The organism is Sporosarcina sp. A2 (genome assembly GCF_050858885.1).
In the GTDB taxonomy this organism is placed as follows: Bacteria; Bacillota; Bacilli; order Bacillales_A; family Planococcaceae; genus Sporosarcina.
On sequence record NZ_CP193898.1, the window covers coordinates 679074 to 705529 of the forward strand.

Consider the following 26456-nt stretch of genomic DNA (forward strand, 5'->3'; position numbering starts at 1 on the left):
TTGAACTCCTTTCGTTTGTTAAGTTAGGGAATGTCAGATGGAGTTCATTATGCAAACACTTAGTGCGCATCATGATCCATATCCATATCCATATCCATATCCATGTCCATATCTTTTTCGTCGTGAGATGTAGATCCACCATGATGATGGCCGCTATGCTCACCTTCAGGAGCAGGTTTAAATTCAAGGTGGTTAGAAGAATATGTCTTACGACCAACGTGTTCAGCTTTTAACAGATCGTCGAACTCATCTTCAGTGAGTTTTGGAGCTGTTGCTTTTACGTCATCTACCCATTCCTTGTAATCAGCATCTGAAAGAGATTGTGCTTCGAATTCCATTTGGGCAAATCCTTTACCACTGAAGTTCGAGTTTTTCCCCATAAATGATCCTGGGACGTCTGCAGACATATGGATGGCTGTGACCATGTCACTCATCGCATATTTTTGACCAGCTAATTGTGGAATCCAGAAACTCGTAATTGGACCGTATGAATAGAGTCTAAATTCAATCGGACGATCCGCAGGGAAATTCACGTAGTTCACTGTTTCGATTCCTTCTTCTGGATAGCTGAAATGCCATTTCCAGTTAGAAGAAGAAGCATAGATGACAAGTGGCTTTTCATCTGCATAAGCGACTGTTTTTTGTTCCACTGTACTAGTAGAAGATACAGTGACAAATGAAAGGACAATTACGAGGATGACCGGAATCGTTGTCCAGATGATTTCTAACCATTTGTTACCTTCTTCATGAGGTGGTTCATAATCTTCATCCATCTTCGAAGCGCGATACTTTACTAGAACAACTGTGTAAAGTACATAAACGACGAATAGGATACCTGCCATCATAGCGATAGAGAACAGAATTGTATTTGATAATGTCCTTGCTTGCGGTCCTTTCGGATCGAATATGAGCAGTGGGTTGTCACAGCCAGCTAGTAAAACTGCTGTAATAGAAAATAGCGTTAGCGCTATCCACTTTTTCTTCATGTTAGAGCTCCTCTCAAGAGTAAATTGTAAATATAGGAAGCCATTTTAATTTATCATTAAAATATATTCTAATAATTTAAGACACTCTGTATATTTCAAGAAAATGTAAAATGACCTCCTTGCGAATTCTATAATAGTACCGTCGAACACAGATTACAATGGTCAAATACCTATGTCACAAAAGGTTCTTATATATTTTGATCATTGAGTGAACAGCTTGCAATCTCCATTAAATGGGTGTAAAGTGATTAACAATGTGTTTGTGAAGTTATTAGAAATATAGAGTTTTTTAGTCTAATTGGAGAGTTTTGAGGATTATAGAAGTGACAATGATGTCCATTTTTAGGCAAACAAAAACAGCTATTCTTTTTGCGATTGCAAAAGAATAGCTGTTTTATGTATCAATGGCAGGTATGGAAAATCTCGGTTCTCTTTGTATCTTCAAGTTCAGTTAATGGCCTCGTAAGAAATTTCTTCGTCTTTAAAATACAAGAAGTGTTCATCATCCAATTCTCCCATTCGTTCTTTGTTGAACCCAGCTGCTAAATCCCCTTCAAAAATTGTTTCCCACCAAGTTTCGGTTGTTGTCATGATTATTCCTCCCTTATAGAATATGGTTGGTTGCTTGTTATGATTTCTTTACCCTAACTTTGTTTGGCTATAAACGTTCTTTTTAAAAAGGCACCGATAGTCCTGCGGAGATCCATCCATTTTCGCTTATCTGCCTGATAAACTTAGTATATGATTCGACAGCTGTTGCTAACCTGCGTATATTGTCGGAATTCGAGCGGTGGAAAACAGAACCTTTTGAGCGATTGACTTTTGAAATTATTTTTGTTAAGTATGGGTTCGGATTCGGATTTTTGCTTAACAAAGCAATGGCCGTTAAGATAGAAGAAACCGCTTACGAGGAGGAACTCCCATGAACTTTACATCTAATGACGTTGAAGCAATGATTGAGCGCCAACATGATTTTTATTTTTCAGGGGCAACTCGTCCCGTAGAATTTAGAAAAGCGATGCTAGGTCGTTTAAAAGAAGCAATTCAAACTCATGAAAAAGAAATTGAAAAAGCATTGTACCGAGATTTACATAAAAACCCGTTTGAATCGTATGTCACTGAAATCGGATTCGTGTTATCGAGCATTGGACACGTTTTGAAGCATTTGGATGTCTGGGTGGAGCCTGAAATAGCAAAAACCCCTCTCTATTTGCAACCGGGAAAAAGCTATGTGATTCGGGAACCATATGGATCTGTATTAGTAATTGGTCCATTCAATTATCCTTTTCAACTTGTCATGGAACCGATAGTTGGAGCTATTGCGGCAGGAAACTGTGTAGTTGCTAAACCATCTGAAGCAGCTCCGCATACTGCTGCGATTGTAAGGAAGATTCTTGAGGACATATTCCCTCCTGAATATGTCCGAGTAGTAGAAGGTGCTAAAGAAGAAACATCAGCACTGATACATGCTCCTTTCGATTCGATTTTCTTTACGGGCAGTGTGGAAGTGGGGAAAATTGTGATGAAAGCAGCGTCAGAACGTTTAACACCTGTTACGCTTGAGCTTGGAGGGAAAAGCCCTGCCATTGTCGATCAGACAGCCAATTTAAAAATTGCAGCTGAGAGGATTGTTTGGGGTAAATTTTCGAATGCGGGTCAGACGTGTGTAGCTCCTGATTACGTAGTAGCGCATAAAGCAATTAAGGAACGTTTGTTAAACGAGATTGAAAAAGCAATACAGCGATTTTATGGAAAAGATGCTTCTGCTAGCTCGGATTATGGTCGTATTGTCAATGAGAAGCAGTTTGATCGATTACAAGCAATTCTTGAAAAAGAGCACCATGCTGTTCGTAGTGGAGGTCGATTGAATAGAGCTGACTTATATATCGAGCCTACAGTATTGGATGGAGTCCGTTTTAATAGCCCTTCTATGGAAGATGAATTATTCGGGCCGATTCTACCTGTACTTGAATATGAAAACCTAGGCGCAGTTCTTCATCGGATACGGAAAATGCCTAAGCCTCTCGCTGGGTACATGTTTACTGAAAACGAAGCAGCTGCAGCTTACTTTACGGATCAGCTTCCATTTGGTGGCGGTTGTATAAATGACACGATTTCACACGTTGGAAATATTCATTTACCATTTGGCGGCGTCGGGTCATCCGGACAAGGAAATTACCATGGGAAAGCGAGCTTTGACGTTTTTACCCATGAAAAAGCGATGATGAACCGAAGTACAGCTATTCCAATGAGAGCTGCTTTCCCGCCATATGGTAATAAGCTTAAATTTATCAAACCGCTGATTCGTTAAGAACAGCGGTTTTTCTTGTGATTCGCGAATTCAGCAATGACGTAGACCATAAAAAAACGTATAATGAACTTACTGCCTGAAAAAAACAGCAGATGGTCATAGAAAATACGAAGACCGATGCAAGGTACGGCTGAACGGAGGAGTACGATGAATACAAAGCAATTATTGGCGATTCTGCCAGTGAAACAAGTAGTCGGAGAACTACCTGAGACAGTGTCAGACTTAACTTCTGACTCACGCGCAGTGAGTGTGGGTGGACTATTTGTCTGTATTGAAGGCTTTACGGTAGATGGTCATAAATATGCGAAACAAGCAGTAGAATCAGGTGCACGCGTTTTAATTGCATCGAAAACAGTGGATGTGGATACGAATCGAGTAGCTGTTGTGTACGTGGAGAGTACATCTAGAGCTATTAGCTTGCTTGCTTCTGTATGGTGCGATTATCCTTCGAAAAAGTTGACAATGATTGGTGTCACTGGAACGAATGGAAAGACGAGTGTAAGTAACATTATTCACGGCATCTTAATGGGTGCTGGTGAGCGATCTGCAGTTTCAGGGACGATTGGCTTTAACCTGGATGGAGTCTTATATGAGACTGAAAACACGACAACAGATGTGCTAACGACACAAAAAATGATTGCACGTGCAGTTGAAGAGGGTTGCGATACGATGACAATGGAAGTTTCTTCTCACGGTCTAGTTGGAGGACGGTTAGCAGGAACTGAATTTGATATTGTAATCTTTACTAACTTGACGCATGATCACTTGGATTTCCATGTGACGATGGAGAATTACGGGAATGCAAAAGGATTGCTGTTTGCTCAGCTTGGACAGGATTTCCAACAACGTAAAGTCGCGGTGTTAAATGCCGATGATCCATGGCATGCGAAGATGAAAGAAATGACATCTTTCCCTGTGATGACGTTCGGAATTCATACAGACGCGATGTTTCGTGCGGTCAATATTAACTTAAGAACAGATGGAACTTCGTTTACGTTACAATCTCCTGAAGGTGAATGGAATGTAGACATGCGGATGATTGGTGAATTTAGTGTCTCTAATGCACTTGCTGCAATCACAGCGCTGTATGCGAAAGGATTATCCATGCCCGATATACTAACGCCTCTACGATACCTAGCACCGATTAAAGGGCGTATGGAGCGTGTGGAAACAGAACTACCACTAACCATTTACGTAGACTACGCTCACTCGGCAGATGCGATTGAAAAGGCAATCGATGCAGTGCTTCCTTATAAGTTACCTGAGTCTAAGTTGATTTTTGTTATAGGAACTGGTGGAAACCGTGATCGTAAAAAACGTCCAGTGATGGCGGAGAAAGCTTCTGCTGCTGATTACGTGATTTTGACGACGGATGATCCTCGGGATGAGTCTTATGAATCGATTACTTCTGAACTGGCTGTAGGAATGACACATGAGAAGTTCGCATGTATTGGAGATCGCGAACAAGCTGTCCGCCATGCTATAGAAGTGGCTAGCGAAGGAGATATTATTATCTTCGCCGGAAAGGGACACGAAGACTTTCAAATTATCGGATCTACAAAGTATCCACATTCAGATGCATCGATTGCGCTTGAAGAAGCAGAGAAGAAATTTGGTAAAGGCTTGATTGGCAACTAATTATCGAGCTCGTATAGAAGGAGAATAAGGAAATGGCTAAAAAGATGCAAGAGGAAATTGCTTCACGACGGACATTCGCTATCATATCTCACCCGGATGCCGGGAAGACGACAATGACAGAGAAACTACTCTATTTTGGTGGCGCGATTCGCGATGCTGGAACGGTTAAAGGTAAGAAAAGTGGAAAATACGCAACGTCTGACTGGATGGAAATTGAAAAACAACGTGGAATCTCAGTGACGTCATCTGTTTTGCAGTTTGACTATGACGGCAAGCGAGTAAATATACTTGATACACCAGGACACGAAGATTTCAGTGAAGATACGTATCGGACGTTGATGGCAGTTGATGCAGCAGTGATGATGGTGGACTCAGCTAAAGGGATTGAGCCACAAACGATTAAATTATTTAAAGTTTGTCGTATGCGTGGAATTCCTATCTTTACGTTCATTAACAAGATGGACAGACAAGGTAAAGAGCCACTTGAGCTTATGGAAGAACTGGAAGAAGTTCTTGGTATCGAATCATACGCAATGAACTGGCCAATCGGTATGGGAAAAGAATTTATCGGAATTTACGATCGTTACAACAATAGAATTGAACAAGCCCGAGTTGAAGGGGAAGATAAGTTTCTTGCGTTAACTGACGAAGGCCATCTCGCCAAGCCACACCCAATGATGGAAACCTCTTACTACAAACAAGCTGTAGACGATGTCTTATTGTTAAATGAAGCGGGGAACTCGTTTGATGAAGCCCGAGTATCAAAAGGTGAATTAACACCTGTATTCTTCGGTAGCGCATTGACAAATTTCGGAGTTCAAACGTTTTTAGAAACGTTCTTGAATTTTGCGCCTTCTCCACAACCACGTTTAACAGAGAATGATCAGTACGTGGATCCATTGATGGAAGAGTTTTCAGGATTCATCTTTAAAATTCAAGCGAATATGAACCCGGCTCACCGAGATCGAATTGCCTTCGTACGAATTGTATCGGGCTCATTTGAAAGAGGAATGACTGTAACGATTCCTCGTATAGGAAAGTCTGTAAAGCTTTCGCAAACTACTCAATTTCTTGCAGACGACCGTGAAACGGTTAATGAAGCAGTAGCAGGAGATATAATCGGGCTGTACGACACAGGGAATTATCAAATAGGTGACACAGTTGTTGGCGGGAAGTCCAACTACCAATTTGAAGCGCTACCGCAGTTTAACCCGGAATTATTCGTCAGAGTTACTGCGAAAAACGTCATGAAATCAAAGCACTTCCATAAAGGTATTTCACAGCTCGTACAAGAGGGAGCTATTCAATACTATAAAACGCTTCATACAGAAGAAGTTATCTTAGGTGCGGTAGGACAACTTCAGTTTGAAGTATTCGAACACCGTATGAAGAATGAATACAACGTTGAAGTTCAAATGGAACACATCGGTTCAAAAGTTGCGCGTTGGATCGAAAACGAATCAGACGTTAAAGAGTCAATGACAGGTCCACGTTCCATGCTCGTAAAAGATCGCTACGATAATTTAGTATTTCTATTCGAAAACGACTTTGCGATGCGTTGGTTCGGGGATAAGTTCCCGGATATCCGTTTATATAGTCTACTTTAAAATAGAAGATCGTTTGGAAACCCGTTACATATTTGTGTACGGGTTTTTAATTATCTAGAAATTCTCAAACGTTCTGTTTGAACTCGTGTGCTGGATTGCATATGATGAAAGTACTGTATTTCAGATAAAAGGGGACGCATACATGAAAATAAGCGATTTTTCGATCAAACGCCCAGTATTTACTATCGTCACGATGTTTTTAATTATCATTCTCGGAGCTGTCTCTTTCTTTAGAATACCGGTTACGCTCATTCCGGATTTAAATCCTCCGGTTGCAGTTGTAGTAGCAAACTATGGAGGCGCTTCACCGACAGAAGTCAGTGAAAAACTTACGAAGCCGTTAGAAGAGAGCTTATCCACAGCACCAGGGTTGAAGTCTCTACAATCTACTTCTCAAGAAGGGGCAACACTGCTCTTCATGATGTTCGATTGGTCGGCCAATATCGATGACGTTCAGCTCGATATTCTTCAGCGAATCGATCAGGTACCTGTTCCTGAAGGGGCGGACAAACCTCGCTTTATGAAGTTTGATCCATCCCAATTCCCGGTCATTCAACTTTCTCTTAAGACCGCTTCTGAAGATGTTAATATCCGTAAGATTGCGGAAGAACTAGAAACTGAATTACGTCAAACAGAAGGCGTTGCTAGTGTGAGTGTCTCTGGTAAATTAGTTGAAGAAATTCAAATAATGTTGGATGAAGTCAAACTCGAAAAGAATGGTCTCACCCAGGCCGATGTCTTACAAGCTGTCCAGGCTTCAAATGTAACGATGCCAGGTGAACCTGTGAGTGCAGCTGGAGGTAAGCAATTAACAACACGCATTATTAGTTCCCTGAACTCAGAAGATGATGTGAAGAATGTCATAATCGGACCGAATCCGGTTACGGGGAAACGAATGTATGTAAAAGATGTTGCAACCGTCGCTTTAGCGGAAGCAAACAGTGGTACGTTGACGCGTGCGAATGACAAGCAAGCTGTACTCCTTTCGGTTCTTCAAGAATCAGGTGCGAATACTGCTGAAGTATCGAAAGCCTTTAAAAAATCATTAGATAATTTATTGGATGAAAAACAGTTCAAAGATGTAGAAGCAGACATCTTATTCGACCAAGGAGATTACGTAAAATTAGCCATTAATAACATTGGTCAATCGCTTATCCTTGGTGGCCTGTTTGCGATGATTGTCCTATTCTTCTTCCTTCGGGGACTTCGAAGTCCAATAATTATCGGTGTCGCAATTCCGTATTCAGTTATTGTTACATTCGTTCTCATGTTCTTTGCGGATTTCTCGCTTAACATTATGACGCTTGGTGCACTAGCTCTTGGAATTGGAATGCTTGTCGATAACTCAATTGTTGTAATTGAAAACATCGAACGACATTTAGCTATGGGGAAAGAACAAAAGGTTGCAGCGAGTGAAGGTGCAAAAGAAATCAGTGGTGCGATCATCGCTTCCACACTGACGACGTTAGCTGTATTTGTTCCGGTCATCTTCATTAGCGGACTGATTGGACAGATCTTTACGCAATTCGCGTTAACCATTTCATTTAGTCTATTTGCTTCATTAGTAGTTGCGTTAACGGTAGTGCCGATGATGGCAAGCCGTATGTTGAAGAAACCTCGTCGCAATGTAGAAGCTCGTAGACGCCGTTCCAAGACGTTGAATACGTTCGAGAAATCCATTAAGTGGTCATTAGCTCACCGATTCCTGATTCTCTCATTGACAGTTGTATTGCTCGTCGTCAGTGCATTTGGTCTCACAAAAGTCGGTACTGAGTTTCTCCCCTCAACAGATGAAGGTTTCTTTAGTATTGGCGTAGATTTACCGAATGGATCGTCACTTGAATCAACCAATGCTGCCGTTAAGAAAATTGAAGATGTGTTAAAAGAACAAAAAGATGTGGATGTCTATGTCTCTCTTGTCGGTGGTACGCAACAATCCATGGCTCAAGGAGGATCTCAAGCGGATACGGCAGAGATGTATGTGAAGCTTAAGCCGTTGGAGGATCGAGACCGGTCTATCTTTAAATTTATGGATGACGTAAAACCGAAAGTGACAAAAGCAATTGGAGAGACAGCCGAAATCAGCTTTAACGTTCAAGCTGCGGCTGGATCCAGTCCAAATACATTATCGTTTGCTCTACAAGATACAAGCGAATCCCGTTTGAACGAAGCAACGGAAAAAGTAGATAAGGCTTTAAGTGAATTAGATGGTGTTACAGAAGTTTCGAATAGCTTAATGGACACAGTAGAAGAGGTACAAGTTAGTGTTAATCCAAAACTTGCTGCTAATTTCGGGTTAGCTCCTTACCAGATTGCTCAAACAATCACAGATGTGACACGCGGAACGTTCGCAACTCAAATAGTTGATGAGAATGATCAAGTACTAACCGTAAAAGTTCAGTATGATAAAAAATACTATAAAGATACAGATGCACTAAGAAAAATTAAGCTTCGTACACCTACAGGTGAATTTGTAAAGTTAGGTCAAATGGCGACAATCGATATAGCTGAAGGCCCTGTCGCGATTCAGCGAGTCGATCAGGCGCATTCTGTATCTTACGATGTGAAGTATGAAAACAACCGTTCGCTTGGAGATATGACGAAATCTATGAACGAGACGATTGAGGATCTTAAGTTGCCAGATGATGTCAAAATGACGTATAGCGGTGACCGTGAACTGTTTGAAAGTGCAGCCAATGATATGTTAATGGCACTCTTACTTGCTGTAGTTCTTGTCTATATCGTAATGGCAGCTCAATTTGAATCTTTCAAGTATCCATTTGTCATCATGTTCTCTGTTCCACTAATGGTGATTGGTGTCGCAATTGGCTTATTTGCTACAAACACGCCAATTAGTGTTACTTCAATCATTGGAATTCTAGTGTTAGTAGGTATTGTTGTAAATAACGGAATTGTTCTGGTTGACTATATCAACCAACAAAAGGAAAAAGGAATGGCATCCTATGATGCGATCGTTATTTCCGTTAAAAATCGTGTGAGACCGATACTTATGACCGCACTTACCACAATCCTAGGGTTGCTTCCGCTTGCACTCGGTATCGGAGAAGGTACGGAAATCAACCAACCTATGGGAATCGCGGTTATTGGAGGGTTAATTAGTTCCACATTCTTAACACTCTTCATCGTTCCGATTATTTATAGCTTGTTTGATAAAGAAACGCGGAGACGTGCGCGTCCCAAAAGAAAAATCGATTCGCCAGAAGAATACTAACAATCATGAGTAAGCAGAGGTAAAATTCCTCTGCTTTTTTATATCCATTCCATAGGACAATCACTCATAGGAAATGTAGGTAGTTCATATAATAGGAATCTGCAAAGGAATATTCTAGCTACAAAAAAGCTGCTACACTATACGGACCTCCTATAAATCTCTGAATGTGTCGAAAATAAAACATTAAAATGAAATTAATTCAAAACTCATTGATGTTTTGTTTACAGAACTGCAGAGTCTTAGTATGATAAAGGGAGAGAAGTACCCAACAACTGAATGTCTTTGACGTTTGTCAAAGGGGAGTAGCTTTAGGGAAACCTATTTCATAGTCGTCAATACATGGTGATCAGCACCATCGGTTATGATAGCTGGATTTGTTATGAATTCCGACTTAGCGAGACCTTTGCCTTTTATTAGGTGAGGGTCTTTTTTGATGGAAAAAAAAGGAGGAATTTTTCTTGGAGTCGATTTTATTTGAATATGCATGGGTGTTACTTGTATTAATTGTTCTGGAGGGTCTACTAGCTGCAGACAACGCAGTTGTTATGGCTGTTATGGTTAAACACCTTCCGAAAGTACAGCAACAAAAAGCGTTGTTCTACGGGTTATTAGGAGCATTTGTCTTTCGTTTCGGAGCGTTATTTCTAATTACGTTCCTCGTCAACATTTGGCAGATTCAAGCACTCGGTGCAATATACTTGTTGTACATCGCGATAAAAAGTATATACGATCAGAGACATCACAAAGACGATAATCCGGATAAGAAAAAAAGAAAGCAATCTGGTTTTTGGATGACAGTCCTAAAGGTCGAAATTGCGGATATCGCATTCGCCCTGGATTCAATGCTAGCAGCAGTTGCGCTTGCTGTAACTCTTCCAGAGCTAGGAAACTTCCATATTGGTGGCATCAACGGTGGTCAGTTCATCGTAATGCTGATCGGTGGAATTATCGGGTTAGTCATGATTCGATTTGCAGCACGTCAATTTGTTATGTTGCTTGAGAAATATCCAGTGCTCGAAACGGCAGCCTTCCTAATTGTTGGCTGGGTAGGTGTGAAACTTACAGTGATGACGCTCGCGCACCCTAATGTCCAAATTATCGATACAGAATTCCCTCATTCAGCACCATGGAAAATCACTTTCTGGGTAGTACTTGCAGCCATCGCTATAGGTGGATATTTAGCTGCAGTTGTTAAAAAACGAAAATCATAAAATAAGTAACTGTTCAGGGATGATCATAACAATCGATCCTGAACAGTTTTTTTGTTTTGAACGTGATACAATTTGATAAAACTTAAATGAGATTTGTGTGTGGTTATTCTAGCGAGGATTTAAAATGAAGGTCTTCGTCCATGCTGAAAAGAAAGCTTAATTTCTCGGACAGAATAAATTTGGATATGGTATGATTATGTCCTTCTAAAGGAAAGGATCGGGTAATTAATGAAACTTAACAGAGATAGTTTACATAGATTTACACCAGCACAACTTATTGTGTTCTACTATTTTTTAGCTATTGCATTTTCATTTTTATTGTTGAATTTGCCTGGTGTTTATAAGTCAGGTGTTAAAGTTTCTTTTATCGACAGTTTATTCACTTCCGTAAGTGCGGTGAGTGTTACAGGTTTAACGCCTATAAGTATTGCTGGTACTTATACCGTCTTCGGACTCTGTATGTTAATGCTCGTACTGCAAATTGGCGGAATCGGAATTATGTCGATTGGTACGTTTTTCTGGTTACTTGTAAAGAAGCGTATTGGGTTACGCGAACGTCAACTTATCATGGTGGATCACAACCAATATACTTTAGCTGGTGTCGTTCAGCTTATTAAGCAGATTGTACGGATCATTCTATTGATAGAAATAATAGGCGGTGTAGTTCTGACGATTTATATTATGCCACTATATGATAAATTCTCGGAAGCCTTATTAAACGGAATGTTCTTATCTGTATCTGCAACGACTAATGCTGGGTTTGACATTACAGATGCTTCCTTACTCCCATATTTCAATGACTACTTTGTCCAAACTGTTATCATGACACTTATTATTTTAGGGGCAATCGGATTCCCTGTGCTTATAGAAGTGAAAAGTTTCTTTTCGAAAAAAGTACCTCACTTCCGATTTTCGTTATTTACGAAGATTACGACGTCAACATTTGGTATCTTGCTTGTCGGTGGCGCTTTATTCATTTATATTCTAGAATCTTTCCACTCCTTTAAAGGGATGTCTTGGGATGAGAAGATTTTCTCTTCTCTATTTCATTCAGTATCAGCACGTTCGGCTGGCCTGACAACTTACGACATTACGAGCTTTAGTGACGCTACGGATATATTTATTAGCTTACTGATGTTTATCGGTGCTTCTCCAAGCTCTGTCGGTGGCGGAATTCGGACAACGACTTTTGCAATTGCAGTCTTATTCCTCATTAACTTTGCAAAAGGCAAAGACGTTATTCATATTTTTAAACGTCGGATAAAACTTATCGACATTTTCCGCTCGTATGCAGTCATATTGCTCGCAGGATTCATGGTTGTCGTTGCATTGCTTATTCTACTAATTACGGAGCCTGGAATACCAGTGGTTTCTTTGTTATTTGAAATCACTTCTGCATTCGGTACGTGCGGTATGTCACTTGGCATTACATCAGATTTATCGGTTCCTGGAAAGCTTATTATTATGGCTTTAATGTTCATTGGACGTGTGGGTCTGATTTCATTCTTGTTTACATTAGGTGGAAAAGTGAATAAAACATCATTCCGCTATCCTAAAGAGCGAGTGATTATTGGTTAATACATAACCGTCCTGTAGACGATGTGTATATAGAATATTTAGTCCAATGATTATTTGTTTCCTGAAAAGATTAGGTACTATGGAAAAAACAAACAATTAGATACTAAAGTCCTATATATTGAATGCGTGAACTATGGAATAATCTGAATTATGAGCAATGATGCGAATTCGATATAAGTTATAAAGTACAATGTTTTTTCATATCTTGTCTAAATAGTCTCAGGAGGTTAAACGATGCTTGATCAACTGGATAATATGAACGACAGTAAATCACTATTTGTAGAGGATAATCGACGACCTTGTATTATAGTTAGTAAGGACGGAAAGATTATCCATGCCAATGCTTTGTTTAAAAACAAATTCTTGTTGACTTCAGGCGGGAGTTTTTTATCCTTACTGACGAATTCTGGACAGCGTCAATGGAATGACTTTAAAAAAAGCACTACTGAAACGAAAATAGGTGTGCTTGAGAATCTCATCATGCTTACAGATGGTAACATCGAGTCTTTGTGTAGAGGACATATATTTTATAATCACGAATCCGGGATAGCAGTAATTACTTTTGTATTACCGGCAGCATGCGATGAGTTGCCTGATTCAGCTTATGTGGGATGCTTTACACATGCCACGAAGTTAATAATGATGGTAAATCCACAAGGATATATTGTCGATGCGAATGAAAAGTTGAATAGTACTTTTAATTTGAAAAAAAGTACAATAATCGGTAAAAGGATACAGACTCTATATCGGACATTCAACACTCAAAAGGATAACGCTGAAGCTCAGTATGAAAATCATTTGCGCGTACTTAAAACATACGGTGAACTTGTGATAACAGAGCGATTTGAAAATAACCCCAATGACATAAAGTTCCTGGAAGTACGAGTTATTTATAATTTAACTAGTGACTTGTATATTGTTGAAATACAAGATAAGACCGAAACTGAAATGTTACGTCGTCAACTCGATCACTCAGGCTCGCTTTCAACAGTTGGTCAGATGGCTGCAAGTATTGCACACGAAATTCGCAATCCGATGACGACATTAAAAGGTTTCGTACAACTTATGGAAGTAACAGCGACAGGTGATACAGCAAAGTATTTGTCAGTTGTGGATGAAGAATTGAAGCGCATGGAAGCTATATTAAATGAAATGCTCATGCTATCAAAACCATCAGAAGAGAAGATTTCCGAATTCTCCCTCGGTGTTCTCATTACAAAAGTTTTGGAAATCATGAAACCTAAGGCAATGTTCGAATCTATTCATATTGATTGGCATGATGCATCTTTTTGTAATTCCATGATTTTTTCGAATGGAGACAAAATCAAGCAAGTGTTGATGAATGTTTTTAAAAACTCATTCGAAGCAATGGAACCAGGCGGAGTGTTAACATTGAAACTTGAAAAAGATGTAGGAACTGCATATAAACTTTCTGTACATGATACAGGAAAAGGTATGTCTTCTCTCCAAGTTAAAAATATTTTCATGCCATTTTTCACTTCTAAACCTGAAGGTACTGGGCTAGGCTTACCATTCGTATTAAAGACGATGGAAGACCTTGGAGGTTCGGTTGAAGTGTCTAGTGAACCAGGAATGGGAACGATGTTCGTCCTGAAATTCCCACAAAACTTCATGGAAATTCATGAAGATGTCGAGCAACTTTCTGCAAATTAATCAATTTCAAGTTAACTTTGACGAAATGTTCCCTTAACATTTATACTAACATCATAGATTAAATTGGATACTAGCAGGTGATTAGTAATGGGAAATGCAAATGAACGGGCACTCAAATTATTTGTAGTACTTTCGCGTGCGAATAAGGTACTACACGAAGAGACAAATCGACTGATTTCCTCTAAAGGATTGAATCCAACGGAATTTGCTGTCCTTGAGTTGTTGTATCATAAAGGGAAGCAACCAATACAAAAAATTGGTGAAAAGATTTTGATGCGGAGTGGTTCCATGACTTACGTTATCAACAAACTTGAGTCGAACGGCTACTTACAACGTGAAGTCAATGCGATTGATAAACGTGTAACCTATGTAGAAATCACACCACTTGGAGAAGAACTGATGAATTCCTTGTTTCCAGGACATGCTGAAAACATCAAAGAGTTGCTCTCATCCTTAACGAGCGAAGAGCAGGATCAAGCTACGAATCTGCTTCAAAAGTTAGGCGTTTCTATCCGTGATTTGTCCACAAAAAAAAGCTGAACAGCATATATGTTCAGCTTTTTTGCGTTATTTAGTTACTTTGCCTGAATCGTTTCAGCCATTTTTAAATACTCTTCGTAATAGCTCTCGTCAGTGTTGTCATACATCATAAGCGAGACAACTAGTTCATCGCGTTGGAAGATCATAGCTGTTATTGGGCCGTCTGCTGCAACTACACGGAATGCTTGTACTTTCTGCAAATCTTTGTTCGTAGGAAGTTGTGCCGCATCTGTCAATTCAACTGGAGTTGCATCTGAACTAGAAGCAGCAAGTGTTTCGTTCATAGTTGCAACCGCTTTTTCGTAATCCGTTTCAGATACTTTCGACGTTCCAATTGTCATAAACATTTCTTCATCTTTTTTTACGAAGAGTATATCACGGCCTGGTTCTTCACTCGTCAAGTCGTAGTCAGGGAGAACTTGCATTTTAAATTCTTGCTCATCGCTCTCTTTTTCTGTAGCACCCACTAGCTCAGTAGACGCCACTGGCTCGTCGCTATCAGTGTCAGAACCTGATTCAGTACTTGTATCTTCTTCAGTGCCTTCATCGTCATTAGTAGCTTCATCGTCGTTTGTAGAGTCACCTTGAGTCGTGTCTGTACTTTCTGTACCGCTTTCAGTTGTCTCAGAACCATCTGTTGCTGAGTCCCCATTTTGCTCCGTACTTTCAACGGTTTGGTTATCCTTATCCTCTTCGCTAGTATCTGTACCGCAAGCGGCTAATAATAGTGAGGCAGATAATGCTGTGTAAAGGATTTTTTTGTTTTTCATATGCTCATCTCCTCCTTATTGAATGTGACGCAATGGCAACCTAAAAGTTTCAATTCTCTTTTTTGTGAATGATCGTATAGCGTTTATGGTTAATGACTGTTTTTTCTTCTAGACCTAGTTCTTCAAAGTTTTCCATATAAGTCAGGTTCACAATAACCGAGTTGTCGTTTACTTTTTCTACAATGCCTTGTAAGCCATCCTTAAATTCAATAAGGGTTCCTACTTCAGCAATATTCAACTCTTCCATTTCTTCCAACTGATTCAACTCCTTTCAAATAGGCGCTCTATCTTTTCTACTTTAACAAAAGTAATACAGGTAAAGTATCATGAAATGCAGTAATGTACAAATTTTTCTTGTTTAAGAGTATAATTGTCGTTAATTGTCGAAAGGTTTTGACACAAGTAATAGGGCATTTATGTTACTATAAACTAACGTATTTACAAAAGAGTGGAGGATTGTCCATGGAAGATTTGGAATCCAAAATTGAATCGATCCGTATTGAATTGCTTAAAACTGCCGAAGAACGTGGCCTATCCTCCACTGAGACCATTAAGTTAAGTGTAGAATTGGATCACTTATTGAATATATATTCTTATGATGAAAAAGGATCGAATTCTAAGACTAACTGCTATCTAAGAAATGATTTTAAATTTGACGAAAAGTTTGGCTGAATATGTTTAAAGTTTTGTCAGAGGGGGATACTACAATTGAACACAGCAACATTCTCATTTCCCCCTTTTGAAGACGGCCCTTTCCCAGGTGCCGTCTCTTTTTTTGTTTGAAGGAGGAATCTTAAAACTTATGAGGTATTATAACTATAGATGTGCATATAAGAAAGGGGAAATACGTAGATGAAAACTATCTCGTTTATAGGTACAGGAGTTATGGGAGCAAGTATAGTCAATCACATTCTCCAAGCTGGTCACTCAGTCACTGTACATACACGCACTAAAGAAAAAGCAGATGAGTTACTTTCTGCCGGAGCTAAATGGGCTCCAACAATTGCAGACGCTGTACAAGATGCAGATGTAATCTTTACGATGGTTGGAATGCCAACAGACGTGGAAGAGATTTATTTTAAAGAAGACGGGATTCTAGCTAACGGCACGCATGGTCAGGTGGTTGTGGATATGACGACGTCTAGTCCAGCTTTAGCTAAAAAGATTGAGAAAGCAGCAATGGATAAGGGAATGAGTTCGCTAGATGCTCCTGTTTCTGGTGGTGACGTAGGTGCTAAAAACGGAACTTTATCCATTATGTGTGGTGGTGAAGAAACTGTGTTCAATCGCGTACAACCGATCTTCGCCTTGTTTGGCAGTCAAATTGTCTTGCAAGGGCCAGCGGGCGCAGGACAACATACTAAAATGAGCAATCAATTGGCAATTGCTACAAACATGATTGGTGTGTGTGAGGCTTTGGTCTATGCAGAAAAGGCAGGGCTCGATCCTGAACGTGTGCTTCAGTCAATTTCGCCAGGGGCTGCTGGATCCTGGTCACTATCCAATCTAGGGCCGCGAATGCTAGCGGGGAATTTCGAACCTGGATTTTATACAAAGCATTTCCTTAAAGATTTACGTATTGCTCTCGATGAAGCAAATGCAATGAGCCTTGAGCTTCCCGGTTTGAAATTAGCGATTGGTCTCTATGAAGATCTTATGGCTAAAGGATGCGGTGATAAAGGAACTCAGGTATTGTTCAACTATTACCAATAAGAAAAGGACACGCGGTGGCGTGTCCTTTTTAACGTTTCCCATCTAAGTATGACGAGCGGAATACTTCCGTATTCGACACACGACGTTTTTTCATGGGTTGTATTTTTTTTTCAGGTGAAGTTTGGATGCTCAGAGGTATAGTTTCTGTGAATTTAGTCAGTATATCTCGTGCGACTTTCAAACTCATGCGTTCTTGTGGGTTCCTAAACTCCATGTCTTGCTCGCCTAAATGAGGCAACTGTGCGAAGTCTTCTTTTTCAGGGAGAGTGTGAAAGAGGAAATCCCCACAACGTACGAGGACAGTGGAGTGCTGTTTACTGTACTTTGGATTTTCTACAAAATGTAGACCGACTTTTTCTGCGCCGCCAGTATCTAGTAGTTTTGAGATCGCTAACTTTTTTAATTGATAAAGTGGGCGATTGTCAGGAGCGGTTTTCGCGTGCCTGTTTACCGTATAAATTGCGACTGCAAGTTCGCGCAGTGAATTGGCATCTGCCAATATGTAGACCTCCCTCTGTGTATAAAAAATATCAATTTGACAGTATTGTACTAGTAAATTAGAAATATGTACACAAAAAGCGACATTTCCTATTATTTTAAAGTCCCATTTAGAAATTTTCGAAATTACTATAGAGTAGATGAAAAATAGTCAGAGTTGTGGTACAATTTTGAATGAATGTTCATTCATTTTATTAGGGGGAGATAACTATGGACGAGAAAAAAGTTATTATCGTTACTGGTGGGTCAAGTGGAATGGGGAAATACATGGCAAAGAAGTTCGCACAAGATGGAGCCAATGTCATTATAACAGGAAGAGATATGGAAAAACTAAATGCAGCTAAAGAGGAAATCGGAGAGAATGCATATCCTTTCCAAATGGATGTACGTGAAATTGAAACGATTGAAGCGCTTATTCATTATGCTGATGAAACGTTCGGAAGAATTGATGGGCTTGTTAATAATGCCGCGGGTAATTTTATTGTACAAGCAGAAGATTTGTCTCCAAATGGATGGAAGTCTGTAATCGATATCGTTTTGAATGGAACATTCTATTGTTCAAGTGCTGTTATGAACTATTGGAAAGAAAAAGGCCAGAAAGGTTCAATCCTTAACATGCTGGCAACTTATGCATGGGATGCAGGTCCTGGTGTTGTTCACTCAGCAGCTGCGAAAGCGGGCGTAATGTCGCTCACACGGACACTTGCTGTTGAGTGGGGACGTAAGTATGGGGTACGAGTCAACGGAATCGCTCCAGGTCCAATCGAGCGTACAGGTGGAGCTGAGAAGTTATTCCAATCAGAAAAAGCTGTACAGCGCACAATCCAATCAGTGCCACTTGGTCGTGTTGGTAAACCTGAAGAAATAGCTGAACTTGCAGCGTTCATCATGTCCGACAAAGCTTCGTATATGAATGGAGAAATTGTTACATTAGATGGTGGCCAGTGGCTAAATCAATATCCATTTTAACGGTTAATTTGTTCATAACTTGCACATCCTGAACTAACAGACAGCGAATTGATTTAGCAGTCTGCAGAGGAGGGATGAAAATATTTGACGTATGGGCGGTTCCAATAGGTGTAGTCGTGGCGATTATTGTGATAATCGGTGTGCTATCGATTCGGAAAAAGCCAGATTACAATCCTGAAGGCGTTCTAAACAGGCAGGATCGCAGTGTGGCGGACCCGATTGAAGATCATCCTTTTACGTTAAATCCGATTATATGGGTTATTCTCGTCGCCGCCGTTTTTACATTAATTGTTATATTTTACTACTGGGCCTCTTTCAACTAGAAAGAGGTTTTTCTTTTTTAGGAAATTGGAAGTTTTTCATGATTCTTTTATCACTTATTCATTTTTCAGTGGGCTCTATGATATAGTAGAAGTGCAGCATAGCAAGAAGTAAATTGCTGCTGGAGGAGCGATTTAAATTGGTTGCTTTGAATAATAATGACTTTTTGGTCATGCCAATATCCGACTATCTGATTTCTTCTGAAAAAGTCGCACATGTGCAAATAGGTAATAATGCAGAACATGCATTACTCGTTCTAACCAAAACGGGTTACTCTGCAATTCCTGTACTTGATGCAAAATATAAACTAAGAGGATTATTAGGCATCGGAATGATCACAGATGCGATATTAGGATTAGAACGGATTGAATATGAACGACTTTCAGAATTGAAGGTAGACGATATTATGCAAACGGATCTGCCTATGATTCGGACAACAGATCGTTTTCAAAAAGGATTGGATTTGCTTATTAACCATACATTCTTATGTGTGACAGACGAAGAAGGCACATTTGCAGGTATCCTTACGCGTCGTGTGATGTTGAAGCAGTTTAAGAAATATGTATATAGTTCAAGGTAAGTGTATGTTGAATTATGTATCCATGTGAAGTGTAGAGGCTCTTTTTAAAGAGCCTCTTTCTTTTTATTATAGAATGAATGATAACTAGTCATGAAGCGAACGCTATTTGAAAAAAAGGTGATGAAAAGCTTATGAATACAACTGAAATTATGAAGGTGTTGGCTGAAGAAGGGAATATGCGAAAAGCGGCAGATCGTTTATTTATCTCTCAACCTGCGCTTTCCCAGCGGTTACAATCAATCGAAAAATCTTGGGGAGCAAAACTATTTGTTAGATCTCAGAAAGGCCTTGTACCGACTGCAGCTGGAGAACTAGTCATTGAATTCGCTAAGGAGACCGTTCAACGGAAAGAAGAAACAATGGAACAGATTGCAGGTCTAGCGGATCGAGTACACGGAACCTTGAAAATTGCGTGTGCTTCAATTGTCGGTCAAACATGGTTACCAGAAGTACTCAAAGATTATGTCAAGCATTACCCAGACGCTAAAATATCATTGATGACTGGTTGGACTTCAGAAATACTGAGAGCGCTCTATGAAGGTGAAGCTCATGTAGGGATTGTTAGAGGGGAAGTTGAGTGGAACAGTAGACGTACGTATTTATTTCGCGATCAGTTGTATTTAGTGGATAAAGAAATTACTTCATTAGAGCAATTAAAAGACACGGAAAGACCATATATTCAATTTAAAAGTGACTCTAATTATTACACGGAAATTCAGCAATGGTGGCAGAAGCATTTCTCGAAAAATCCTGGAAGACAATTAACTGTGGACCAAATGGAGACATGCCGACAGCTCGTTCTAAATGGAATAGGTTATGCCATCTTACCATCTATCACATTAAGGGGTGATGAGCAAGTAAATAAAATTCCCCTGTTGAACAATGAGGCGGAATTCGAATTGACTCGTGATACTTACTTGATTGGATATGAATCTAGTTTTGAATTAAAGCAAGTCGATGCTTTCTCAGAAGTAATTAAAGCCCATGCACATCGTTTACAGAATGATTCTAGACTGCTTGAATAATGAAACTTTATTGCATAGAAAACGTACTAATTACCAATCAAGAGTAAAATGATAATTCGGAAAGTGGGGCGGGCTATTTGAAAAAAACATTCTTGAGGCCTTTCGCTTTGTTAGTACTGTTACTAACAGTAATTTGTATATGGCCTACGGCTATAACTTTAGCAGCACCTGACTTACATGTCTCGGTTCAAACTGGATTAGACAAAAAAACGAAAACTGGAAAAGGAGCACCTATCGTTTTCACGATTGAAAACAAAGGATCAGCATTCGCAGGAGATCTGATAGTCGATACTACTACGAGTCAATCGAATCGTATCGGTCAATCCGTGCCTATTGCTATTGGTGAAGGAGAAGTACAAACAATTACAGTTGTTGTTGACTCCATTGAAGATCCGATGATGTACGGAAACCCAGTGAAAAAGAATATATTCTTTTATGAAAATGGCTGGAAGTCTGGAGAAGAAATACCCCATTCCGGGACTCAACTTATAACGTCCACAAGTTTACCTCAAGAGTCTCTTTTCATCGCTGGACTTGCAGATAACATTGATAGGTTGTCGTCTTTGAAGGATTTGTCCTTAAAAAATCAAGAGGGAACTCATCTACTTAACCTAACTAAAAAAGGGAAAACACCAATTCCTAGTGAACGAACAGGTTGGGATGCTGTAGATATCATTGCAATCGATAACTATTCAATCGCTGACCTTTCGCAAAAGCAACAAGAAGCTATGTTAGGCTGGGTCGAGGCCGGTGGAACATTACTAGTCGGAGGATCGCAGAACGTTGCAGCAGAAGCGGGCATATTCAGTTCGAATTTACCCTTGAATATTACGGGAACTCAACAACTTTCTCCGTCGTTATTTAACGAGAAATTCAAAGAATTTATACCAGGTTTTTCAGCTGAAATACAACCGGAATCGATAATTTTAGCGGAAAAAGAAGATACTATTTTAGCTGCTTCCAAACGTTTAGGTTCTGGAATGATTCTTCAAACGACTTTTACCATCGGTAGTGAGGCTTTTAAGTCTTCACCAGGTGTTAAGTCATTTTGGACAGAGCTATTGAATAACCGACAAAAGGTATTAAAACAAAGAGCATCTCAAATGTACTACAGTTTACCTACGGATGATTTAGTCTTCAGTGTTGGCGAAGCAAATGAACTGTTTCCTTCTTTTAAAGTTTCAACCCCTTTATTGTTCGGCATAATTAGTATCTATATCATTTTAATAATTCCAATCCTTTATATCGTACTTCGTAAAAAAGATAAGCGAGAGCATGCATGGTGGATTATCCCTGCTATAGCTGTCTTGGTTTCGTTCGGAATATTCGCTTATGGAGGGAAAGATCGACTAGGTACATCACAACTCCAGCACTCCGCAGTCTATTTTGTTGAGCCAAACAAAAAAATGACCGGGTATTATGCTGAATCCCTTTTAACAGACAAAGCAGGGGACTTTACGTTTTCGGTTCAGAAACCAAGTACAGTTACTACGAATTCATCTATGAATTCACTGTTCGGATCGACCGTACCAGCCCATGAAGGTGCTGTATTGGAAAAAGGGGCTACTGAAGAAATTCTTGCTTTTAGAAATCTTGGGTTTTGGAATGTCGCATCTATTTATGGGCATACAGAGCTTGACTCAATTGGCACGTTCGAAACAGATTTAAAACTTGAAAATAAGACTTTGACGGGAACCATTACTAATAATTTTCCGTTTTCCGTGAAAGACGTCATGATTCTTTCCGGCAACAAGAAGATTAATCTTGGGTCAATTCCTGCTGGAGAAACCCTAACTGTTCAAGAAGATGTGAAGGTGACAGTTCTGGGGTCAAGAGTATCAAGTCAAAATATATATATGAATCCTGTAGCATCCAATCAAGATGACCTTATTAAGTTGAGGAAAGAAGGATTATTAAACTTCTCTTCCACTCATATGAATGAGTCCACTAAGCCTATCTTGTCAGCAACTACGGATACTCAAATTATGGAACTCGAGCTAACTGATCGAAAAGCGAAAAACTCACCACTGTCCATGGTTCTTCAACCTATCGATATCGATACGAAATTGTCAGGGTCCGTTAGAGTAGACAGTGATCAAATGGAGATGGAACTTCTATCAGCTTCAGGAAATCCCGCTGAACTAATTGACGAAATGGTAAAAGATTATATCTTCTCTGAAACCGACTATACTCAGACATGGAAATTGCCTGAGGACTTTGTTGAATCGGTCGATAATTGGAGTAAACTTCAATTATTTGGAGTTGACGCCAACCGTTATGAAGTGAGCCTATTTAATGTGAAAACAGGAAGCTATGAACAAGTAGAAGCTAAAACATCTCCTATAATTGAACCTGCGAACGAGTACGTTACAGAAGATGGAAAAGTATTACTTAAGCTTAAGTTTAACGATAGACAACTAGGAGAAGCATCTCATCCTCCAGAGTTGCGATTAACAGGGGAGGTTGAGAAATGATAGAGATTTCCAATCTTACAAAAAAGTACGGTCAGGTTAAAGCGCTTGACGAGCTAACCTTATCACTGAAAGAAGGGACTGTTTTTGGATTTGTAGGTGCAAATGGAGCAGGAAAGTCTACCACATTCCTGATTTTAGCTACTCTTTTACAACCTACTTCAGGAACCGTTACGATTGATGGCGTGGATATTACAAAGAAGCCCGGGGAGATTAGAAAACTTATTGGATATATGCCGGACTTTTTCGGGATTTACAACCAATTGAAGGCCCATGAGTATCTTGACTTTTACGGAGCTAGTTATGGAATACCTACTGAAAAGAGATCGCAACTAATCACAGAACTTCTGGAGCTTGTAAATTTGACGGACAAACGAGATGCGTATGTCGACTCTTTATCAAGAGGTATGAAGCAAAGGTTGTGCCTTGCAAGGAGTTTGATTCACGATCCTAAAGTTCTGATTTTAGACGAACCTGCTTCCGGATTGGACCCAAGAGCGCGTGTTGAAATGCGAGATATTTTACGATCACTCAAAAGTATTGGGAAGACGATTTTAATTTCTTCACATATTTTACCAGAGCTCGCTGAGATGTGTGACGAAATTGGCGTAATTGACAATGGTAAGCTCATTGCCCATGGATCGGTTCCTGAAATTCAAGCTCAGTTGCTTGGAGATAAAACGATTACTACAAGAATTGCTGGAGATAATGTTCCAGCCATTGCATTCTTTGAAGAAAGTCCCTTTGTTTCTGCAATATCTCATGATGTGCATACGGGTATCCTGACATTCACATTCAAAGGCGATGACGCGCAGCAGTTTCAGTTGTTACGTGAAGCGGTACTCTCAGGAATTCAAGTATTGTCGTTTACGGAAGACTCAGTAGACCTAGAGGATGTCTTCATGGAGATAACGAAGGGAGTGGGGCATAGTGAAAAGCAGACTGACTAATCCGGTTCTTGCTAAAGAAGTGAAGCTCCGGTTTAGAAGCTCCAAAAGTTTTACGGGAGTCCTATTGTATTTAGTAGCGATGTGTATTTTTGTTTTCGGTTTTATCTACACGACTACGAGTTTAACAGGATCTTCTTATTTCAAACCGTCAGAGAGCGTCATCTTATTCACATTTCTAACATTCATCCAATTAGGTCTGGTTCTTTTTATTACTCCAGGGCTTACTGCAGGTACTATTAGCGGTGAACGAGAACGACAGACGTTGCCTATGTTGCTAACAACTTCCCAAAGTTCGTTTCAAATCGTTTCCGGGAAGCTATTGTCTTCCGTGTTATTTTTGCTTCTTTTGATTGTAGCGGGACTACCGGTTTATAGTATGGTGTTTCTATTTGGTGGAATTTCACCTATATTGTTTAGTAAATCATTGTTATTTTTGTTTGTAACGTTGCTTGCCATCGGTAGTCTGGGTATTTTATTTTCGACACTCATTCGTCGGACAACGGTATCGATGATTGCGACTTACGGAAGCATGTTATTTTTAACTGCAGTCGTGCCTTTCTTGTTCCTCATCATTATTCAAGTGAATCAATTTGGGAACATGACAATGACGCCATCGAAATCCTATATAGGCCATTTCCTAGCGTCTATTAACCCTGAAATATTTTTCGCTTCGCTACTTGCGCCAGAATTAGGAATCAGTTTGCAAGAAATGACACAAGTAAAAGCACCCTTATGGATTGGCTATCTTCTATTCTATGGAATTCTTACAATCGTTTCTATATGGATAGCAACATTACGGTTGAGAGTGAATATGAAAAAACGTAAATAAGGAGGAGAACAACGATGGAAAAACAATTTGGAGATATGCGTTCAATTCAACGAGCCGTTGCTCGCGTAAGAAGAAGCTTGTTACGAGAGCAAGCCCTTACTTTTTTCCTTCGGGGAATAGTTCTAGGACTAAGTGCGACAATAGTAATCCTCGCTATATCCAGATTGTTCATCCTACCTTATTACGAGATGATTGCATGGCTAACTGCTGTTCTACTATTGTTCATCACCGCTGTTCTTTTTATTCAAAAACGGGTTAGCTTGAATGAAGCTGCCCGTATATTAGATCGATACATCCCGGATAACTTACTTATGACTATTTTAGATAAAGAAGTGCAGAACTCAATGTTTGGAGCTACTTTACGAGAACGGGTTGAAACCCGACTTCCTGCTGCTGCGAGCTTATTTTCATCACGCAAAAAGAAACCAATAGAGTGGAGAGTCGTACTGGCAGGCGTAGGTGCGGTTATGATCTGTGTTCTTCTGCTACTCTTTCCGTCACCTGCTCAACAAGAGGCTCACTCGGTAGTGAAAGAAAAAGAAATTCTGAAATCACTTGTGAAAGAGACAACAAAGCAAGTGAATCGAGTGAAAACACCAGCTATAAAAAAGAGATTAGAGCAGCTTGAAAAAGAGTTGAAAACCGCAGATGACTCGGAAATAGCTTTGAAGAAGTTTGTTAAAGCTCAAAAGGAATTGAAATTTCAACAGTTGCAACTCTTAGAGAAAAAGCGCAACGTATCGGAAACTGGGAGTACGGAAGCATTATCCGCAGATGAAAAGAAAAAGATAGAAGAGCTTGCGGAGCTTGGGAACTCTATGGCTAAAAAAGCCGACGAAGCATATCAAGAATTGGCTTTAATAGGCAAGGCGCCAACCGTTCCACAACTGGCTGCTGGACAGAGTGGTAAAGGTGAAGGTACTCAGTCTCCTTCAACACCTTCAGGCCCAAACTCTTCAGGAAAAGGTGACCTTAACTCAACTAAAAAGCCCTCTTCGGGCAAAACAAATCCTAACAAGGATAAAAATCATGGCCAAGGTCAAGGTCAAGGCCAAGGTCAAGGCCAAGGCCAAGGTCAAGGCCAAGGCCAAGGTCAAGGCCAAGGCCAAGGCCAAGGTCAAGGCCAAGGCCAAGGTCAAGGCCAAGGCCAAGGTCAAGGCCAAGGCCAAGGTCAAGGCCAAGGCCAAGGCCAAGGTCAAGGTCAAGGCCAAGGCCAAGGTCAAGGTCAAGGCCAAGGTCAAGGCCAAGGTCAAGGACCGGGCAATGGTAGTGGACAAGGTATTGGGATGGGAGGGAGAAATTTACTCGCTATCCCAAATAATCGAGTTGGAAATTCAGCCGGTGTGGATAAGGATAATGGAAAGCTAGGCAAAGGATCTACGATCGATTCTAAAGACAAACAGACGGTGAATGAACGAGGAACAATTCGGCCATATGAAGAGGTGGTCGGTCAGTATAAAGAATCCTATTTAAAACGTTCAGATCAACTTCCTTTATCCCCTGAGTTGGAAAGAATTGTGACGGATTACTTTTCATCGATTGAATAATTCATA

The 26456-nt window shown here is 40.0% G+C and carries 24 protein-coding genes; 19 read left to right on the forward strand and 5 right to left on the reverse strand.

Features of this window, described 5'->3' with window-relative positions:
• Positions 1-59 precede the first annotated feature (59 nt).
• Positions 60-986 carry a cytochrome aa3 quinol oxidase subunit II gene (gene qoxA / locus ACRPI0_RS02990; protein WP_432354759.1) on the reverse strand — a complete coding sequence of 309 codons (927 nt, stop codon included), beginning with the start codon at positions 984-986 and terminating at the stop codon, positions 60-62.
• 447 nt (positions 987-1433) lie between these two features.
• Positions 1434-1577, reverse strand: a complete 144-nt coding sequence (locus tag ACRPI0_RS02995; protein ID WP_432354761.1) for a hypothetical protein — start codon at positions 1575-1577, stop codon at positions 1434-1436.
• 182 nt (positions 1578-1759) lie between these two features.
• Here ACRPI0_RS02995 and ACRPI0_RS03000 point away from each other — a divergent pair, with 182 nt between their 5' ends.
• The 9 genes from ACRPI0_RS03000 (at position 1760) to ACRPI0_RS03040 (ending at position 14777) form a co-directional block, all read left to right on the forward strand.
• A complete protein-coding gene (locus ACRPI0_RS03000) occupies positions 1760-1912 on the forward strand; it encodes a hypothetical protein (protein ID WP_432354763.1) in 153 nt (50 codons plus the stop codon).
• Positions 1909-3297 carry an aldehyde dehydrogenase gene (locus tag ACRPI0_RS03005; RefSeq protein WP_432354765.1) on the forward strand — a complete coding sequence of 463 codons (1389 nt, stop codon included), beginning with the start codon at positions 1909-1911 and terminating at the stop codon, positions 3295-3297. The genes ACRPI0_RS03000 and ACRPI0_RS03005 overlap by 4 nt, the downstream gene beginning before the upstream one ends.
• Positions 3298-3444: 147 nt before the next feature.
• Positions 3445-4935 (forward strand): UDP-N-acetylmuramoyl-L-alanyl-D-glutamate--2,6-diaminopimelate ligase, encoded by a 1491-nt coding sequence (locus ACRPI0_RS03010; RefSeq protein WP_432354767.1) that lies wholly within the window; start codon positions 3445-3447, stop codon positions 4933-4935.
• A 32-nt stretch (positions 4936-4967) separates the two neighbouring features.
• Positions 4968-6542, forward strand: a complete 1575-nt coding sequence (locus ACRPI0_RS03015; RefSeq protein WP_432354769.1) for a peptide chain release factor 3 — start codon at positions 4968-4970, stop codon at positions 6540-6542.
• Between the two features lie 142 nt (positions 6543-6684).
• The gene (locus ACRPI0_RS03020; protein WP_432354771.1) at positions 6685-9774 is read left to right on the forward strand and encodes an efflux RND transporter permease subunit; all 3090 of its coding nucleotides are present in this window, start codon (positions 6685-6687) and stop codon (positions 9772-9774) included.
• Between the two features lie 458 nt (positions 9775-10232).
• Positions 10233-10985, forward strand: a complete 753-nt coding sequence (locus tag ACRPI0_RS03025; protein ID WP_432354773.1) for a TerC family protein — start codon at positions 10233-10235, stop codon at positions 10983-10985.
• A 228-nt stretch (positions 10986-11213) separates the two neighbouring features.
• A complete protein-coding gene (locus tag ACRPI0_RS03030; protein WP_432354775.1) occupies positions 11214-12563 on the forward strand; it encodes a TrkH family potassium uptake protein in 1350 nt (449 codons plus the stop codon).
• 234 nt (positions 12564-12797) lie between these two features.
• On the forward strand, positions 12798-14237 hold the full coding sequence (locus tag ACRPI0_RS03035; protein ID WP_432354776.1) for an ATP-binding protein: 1440 nt from the start codon (positions 12798-12800) through the stop codon (positions 14235-14237).
• 87 nt (positions 14238-14324) lie between these two features.
• Positions 14325-14777, forward strand: coding sequence for a MarR family winged helix-turn-helix transcriptional regulator (locus tag ACRPI0_RS03040; RefSeq protein ID WP_432354777.1), 453 nt, complete (start codon positions 14325-14327; stop codon positions 14775-14777).
• Between the two features lie 35 nt (positions 14778-14812).
• Here the strand turns inward: ACRPI0_RS03040 and ACRPI0_RS03045 are convergent, their stop codons facing one another.
• Positions 14813-15547, reverse strand: a complete 735-nt coding sequence (locus ACRPI0_RS03045) for a hypothetical protein (protein ID WP_432354779.1) — start codon at positions 15545-15547, stop codon at positions 14813-14815.
• A 49-nt stretch (positions 15548-15596) separates the two neighbouring features.
• A complete protein-coding gene (locus tag ACRPI0_RS03050) occupies positions 15597-15794 on the reverse strand; it encodes a YkvS family protein (RefSeq protein WP_432355873.1) in 198 nt (65 codons plus the stop codon).
• 215 nt (positions 15795-16009) lie between these two features.
• On the opposite strand from ACRPI0_RS03050, the gene ACRPI0_RS03055 reads away from it, so the two are divergent.
• Both ACRPI0_RS03055 and ACRPI0_RS03060 read left to right on the forward strand, forming a co-directional pair.
• Positions 16010-16219: a Spo0E family sporulation regulatory protein-aspartic acid phosphatase gene (locus ACRPI0_RS03055; RefSeq protein ID WP_432354780.1), complete on the forward strand. Its 210-nt coding sequence runs from the start codon at positions 16010-16012 to the stop codon at positions 16217-16219.
• Between the two features lie 180 nt (positions 16220-16399).
• On the forward strand, positions 16400-17260 hold the full coding sequence (locus ACRPI0_RS03060; RefSeq protein WP_432354782.1) for an NAD(P)-dependent oxidoreductase: 861 nt from the start codon (positions 16400-16402) through the stop codon (positions 17258-17260).
• Positions 17261-17288: 28 nt separating this feature from the next.
• On the opposite strand, the gene ACRPI0_RS03065 is transcribed toward ACRPI0_RS03060, so the two are convergent.
• Positions 17289-17759: a YkyB family protein gene (locus tag ACRPI0_RS03065; protein WP_432354784.1), complete on the reverse strand. Its 471-nt coding sequence runs from the start codon at positions 17757-17759 to the stop codon at positions 17289-17291.
• Positions 17760-17968: 209 nt separating this feature from the next.
• Here ACRPI0_RS03065 and fadH point away from each other — a divergent pair, with 209 nt between their 5' ends.
• The 8 genes from fadH to ACRPI0_RS03105 all read left to right on the forward strand — a co-directional run bounded on the left by fadH (position 17969) and on the right by ACRPI0_RS03105 (position 26450).
• Entirely contained in the window at positions 17969-18727 is a 759-nt protein-coding gene (gene fadH, locus ACRPI0_RS03070; protein WP_432354786.1) for a 2,4-dienoyl-CoA reductase, read from the forward strand.
• Between the two features lie 74 nt (positions 18728-18801).
• Positions 18802-19050, forward strand: coding sequence for a hypothetical protein (locus tag ACRPI0_RS03075; protein ID WP_432354788.1), 249 nt, complete (start codon positions 18802-18804; stop codon positions 19048-19050).
• Positions 19051-19187: 137 nt separating this feature from the next.
• Positions 19188-19628, forward strand: a complete 441-nt coding sequence (gene cbpB, locus ACRPI0_RS03080; protein ID WP_432354790.1) for a cyclic-di-AMP-binding protein CbpB — start codon at positions 19188-19190, stop codon at positions 19626-19628.
• Positions 19629-19759: 131 nt separating this feature from the next.
• Complete coding sequence (locus ACRPI0_RS03085) at positions 19760-20653, forward strand: LysR family transcriptional regulator (protein WP_432354792.1); 894 nt, start codon at positions 19760-19762, stop codon at positions 20651-20653.
• Positions 20654-20730: 77 nt separating this feature from the next.
• A complete protein-coding gene (locus ACRPI0_RS03090; protein ID WP_432354794.1) occupies positions 20731-23127 on the forward strand; it encodes a hypothetical protein in 2397 nt (798 codons plus the stop codon).
• Positions 23124-24074: an ATP-binding cassette domain-containing protein gene (locus ACRPI0_RS03095; RefSeq protein ID WP_432354795.1), complete on the forward strand. Its 951-nt coding sequence runs from the start codon at positions 23124-23126 to the stop codon at positions 24072-24074. Before ACRPI0_RS03090 ends, ACRPI0_RS03095 begins: the two co-directional genes overlap by 4 nt.
• Complete coding sequence (locus ACRPI0_RS03100; RefSeq protein ID WP_432354797.1) at positions 24055-24903, forward strand: ABC transporter permease; 849 nt, start codon at positions 24055-24057, stop codon at positions 24901-24903. The genes ACRPI0_RS03095 and ACRPI0_RS03100 overlap by 20 nt, the downstream gene beginning before the upstream one ends.
• A gap of 14 nt (positions 24904-24917) precedes the next feature.
• Positions 24918-26450, forward strand: a complete 1533-nt coding sequence (locus tag ACRPI0_RS03105) for a hypothetical protein (RefSeq protein WP_432354799.1) — start codon at positions 24918-24920, stop codon at positions 26448-26450.
• Positions 26451-26456: the final 6 nt, after the last annotated feature.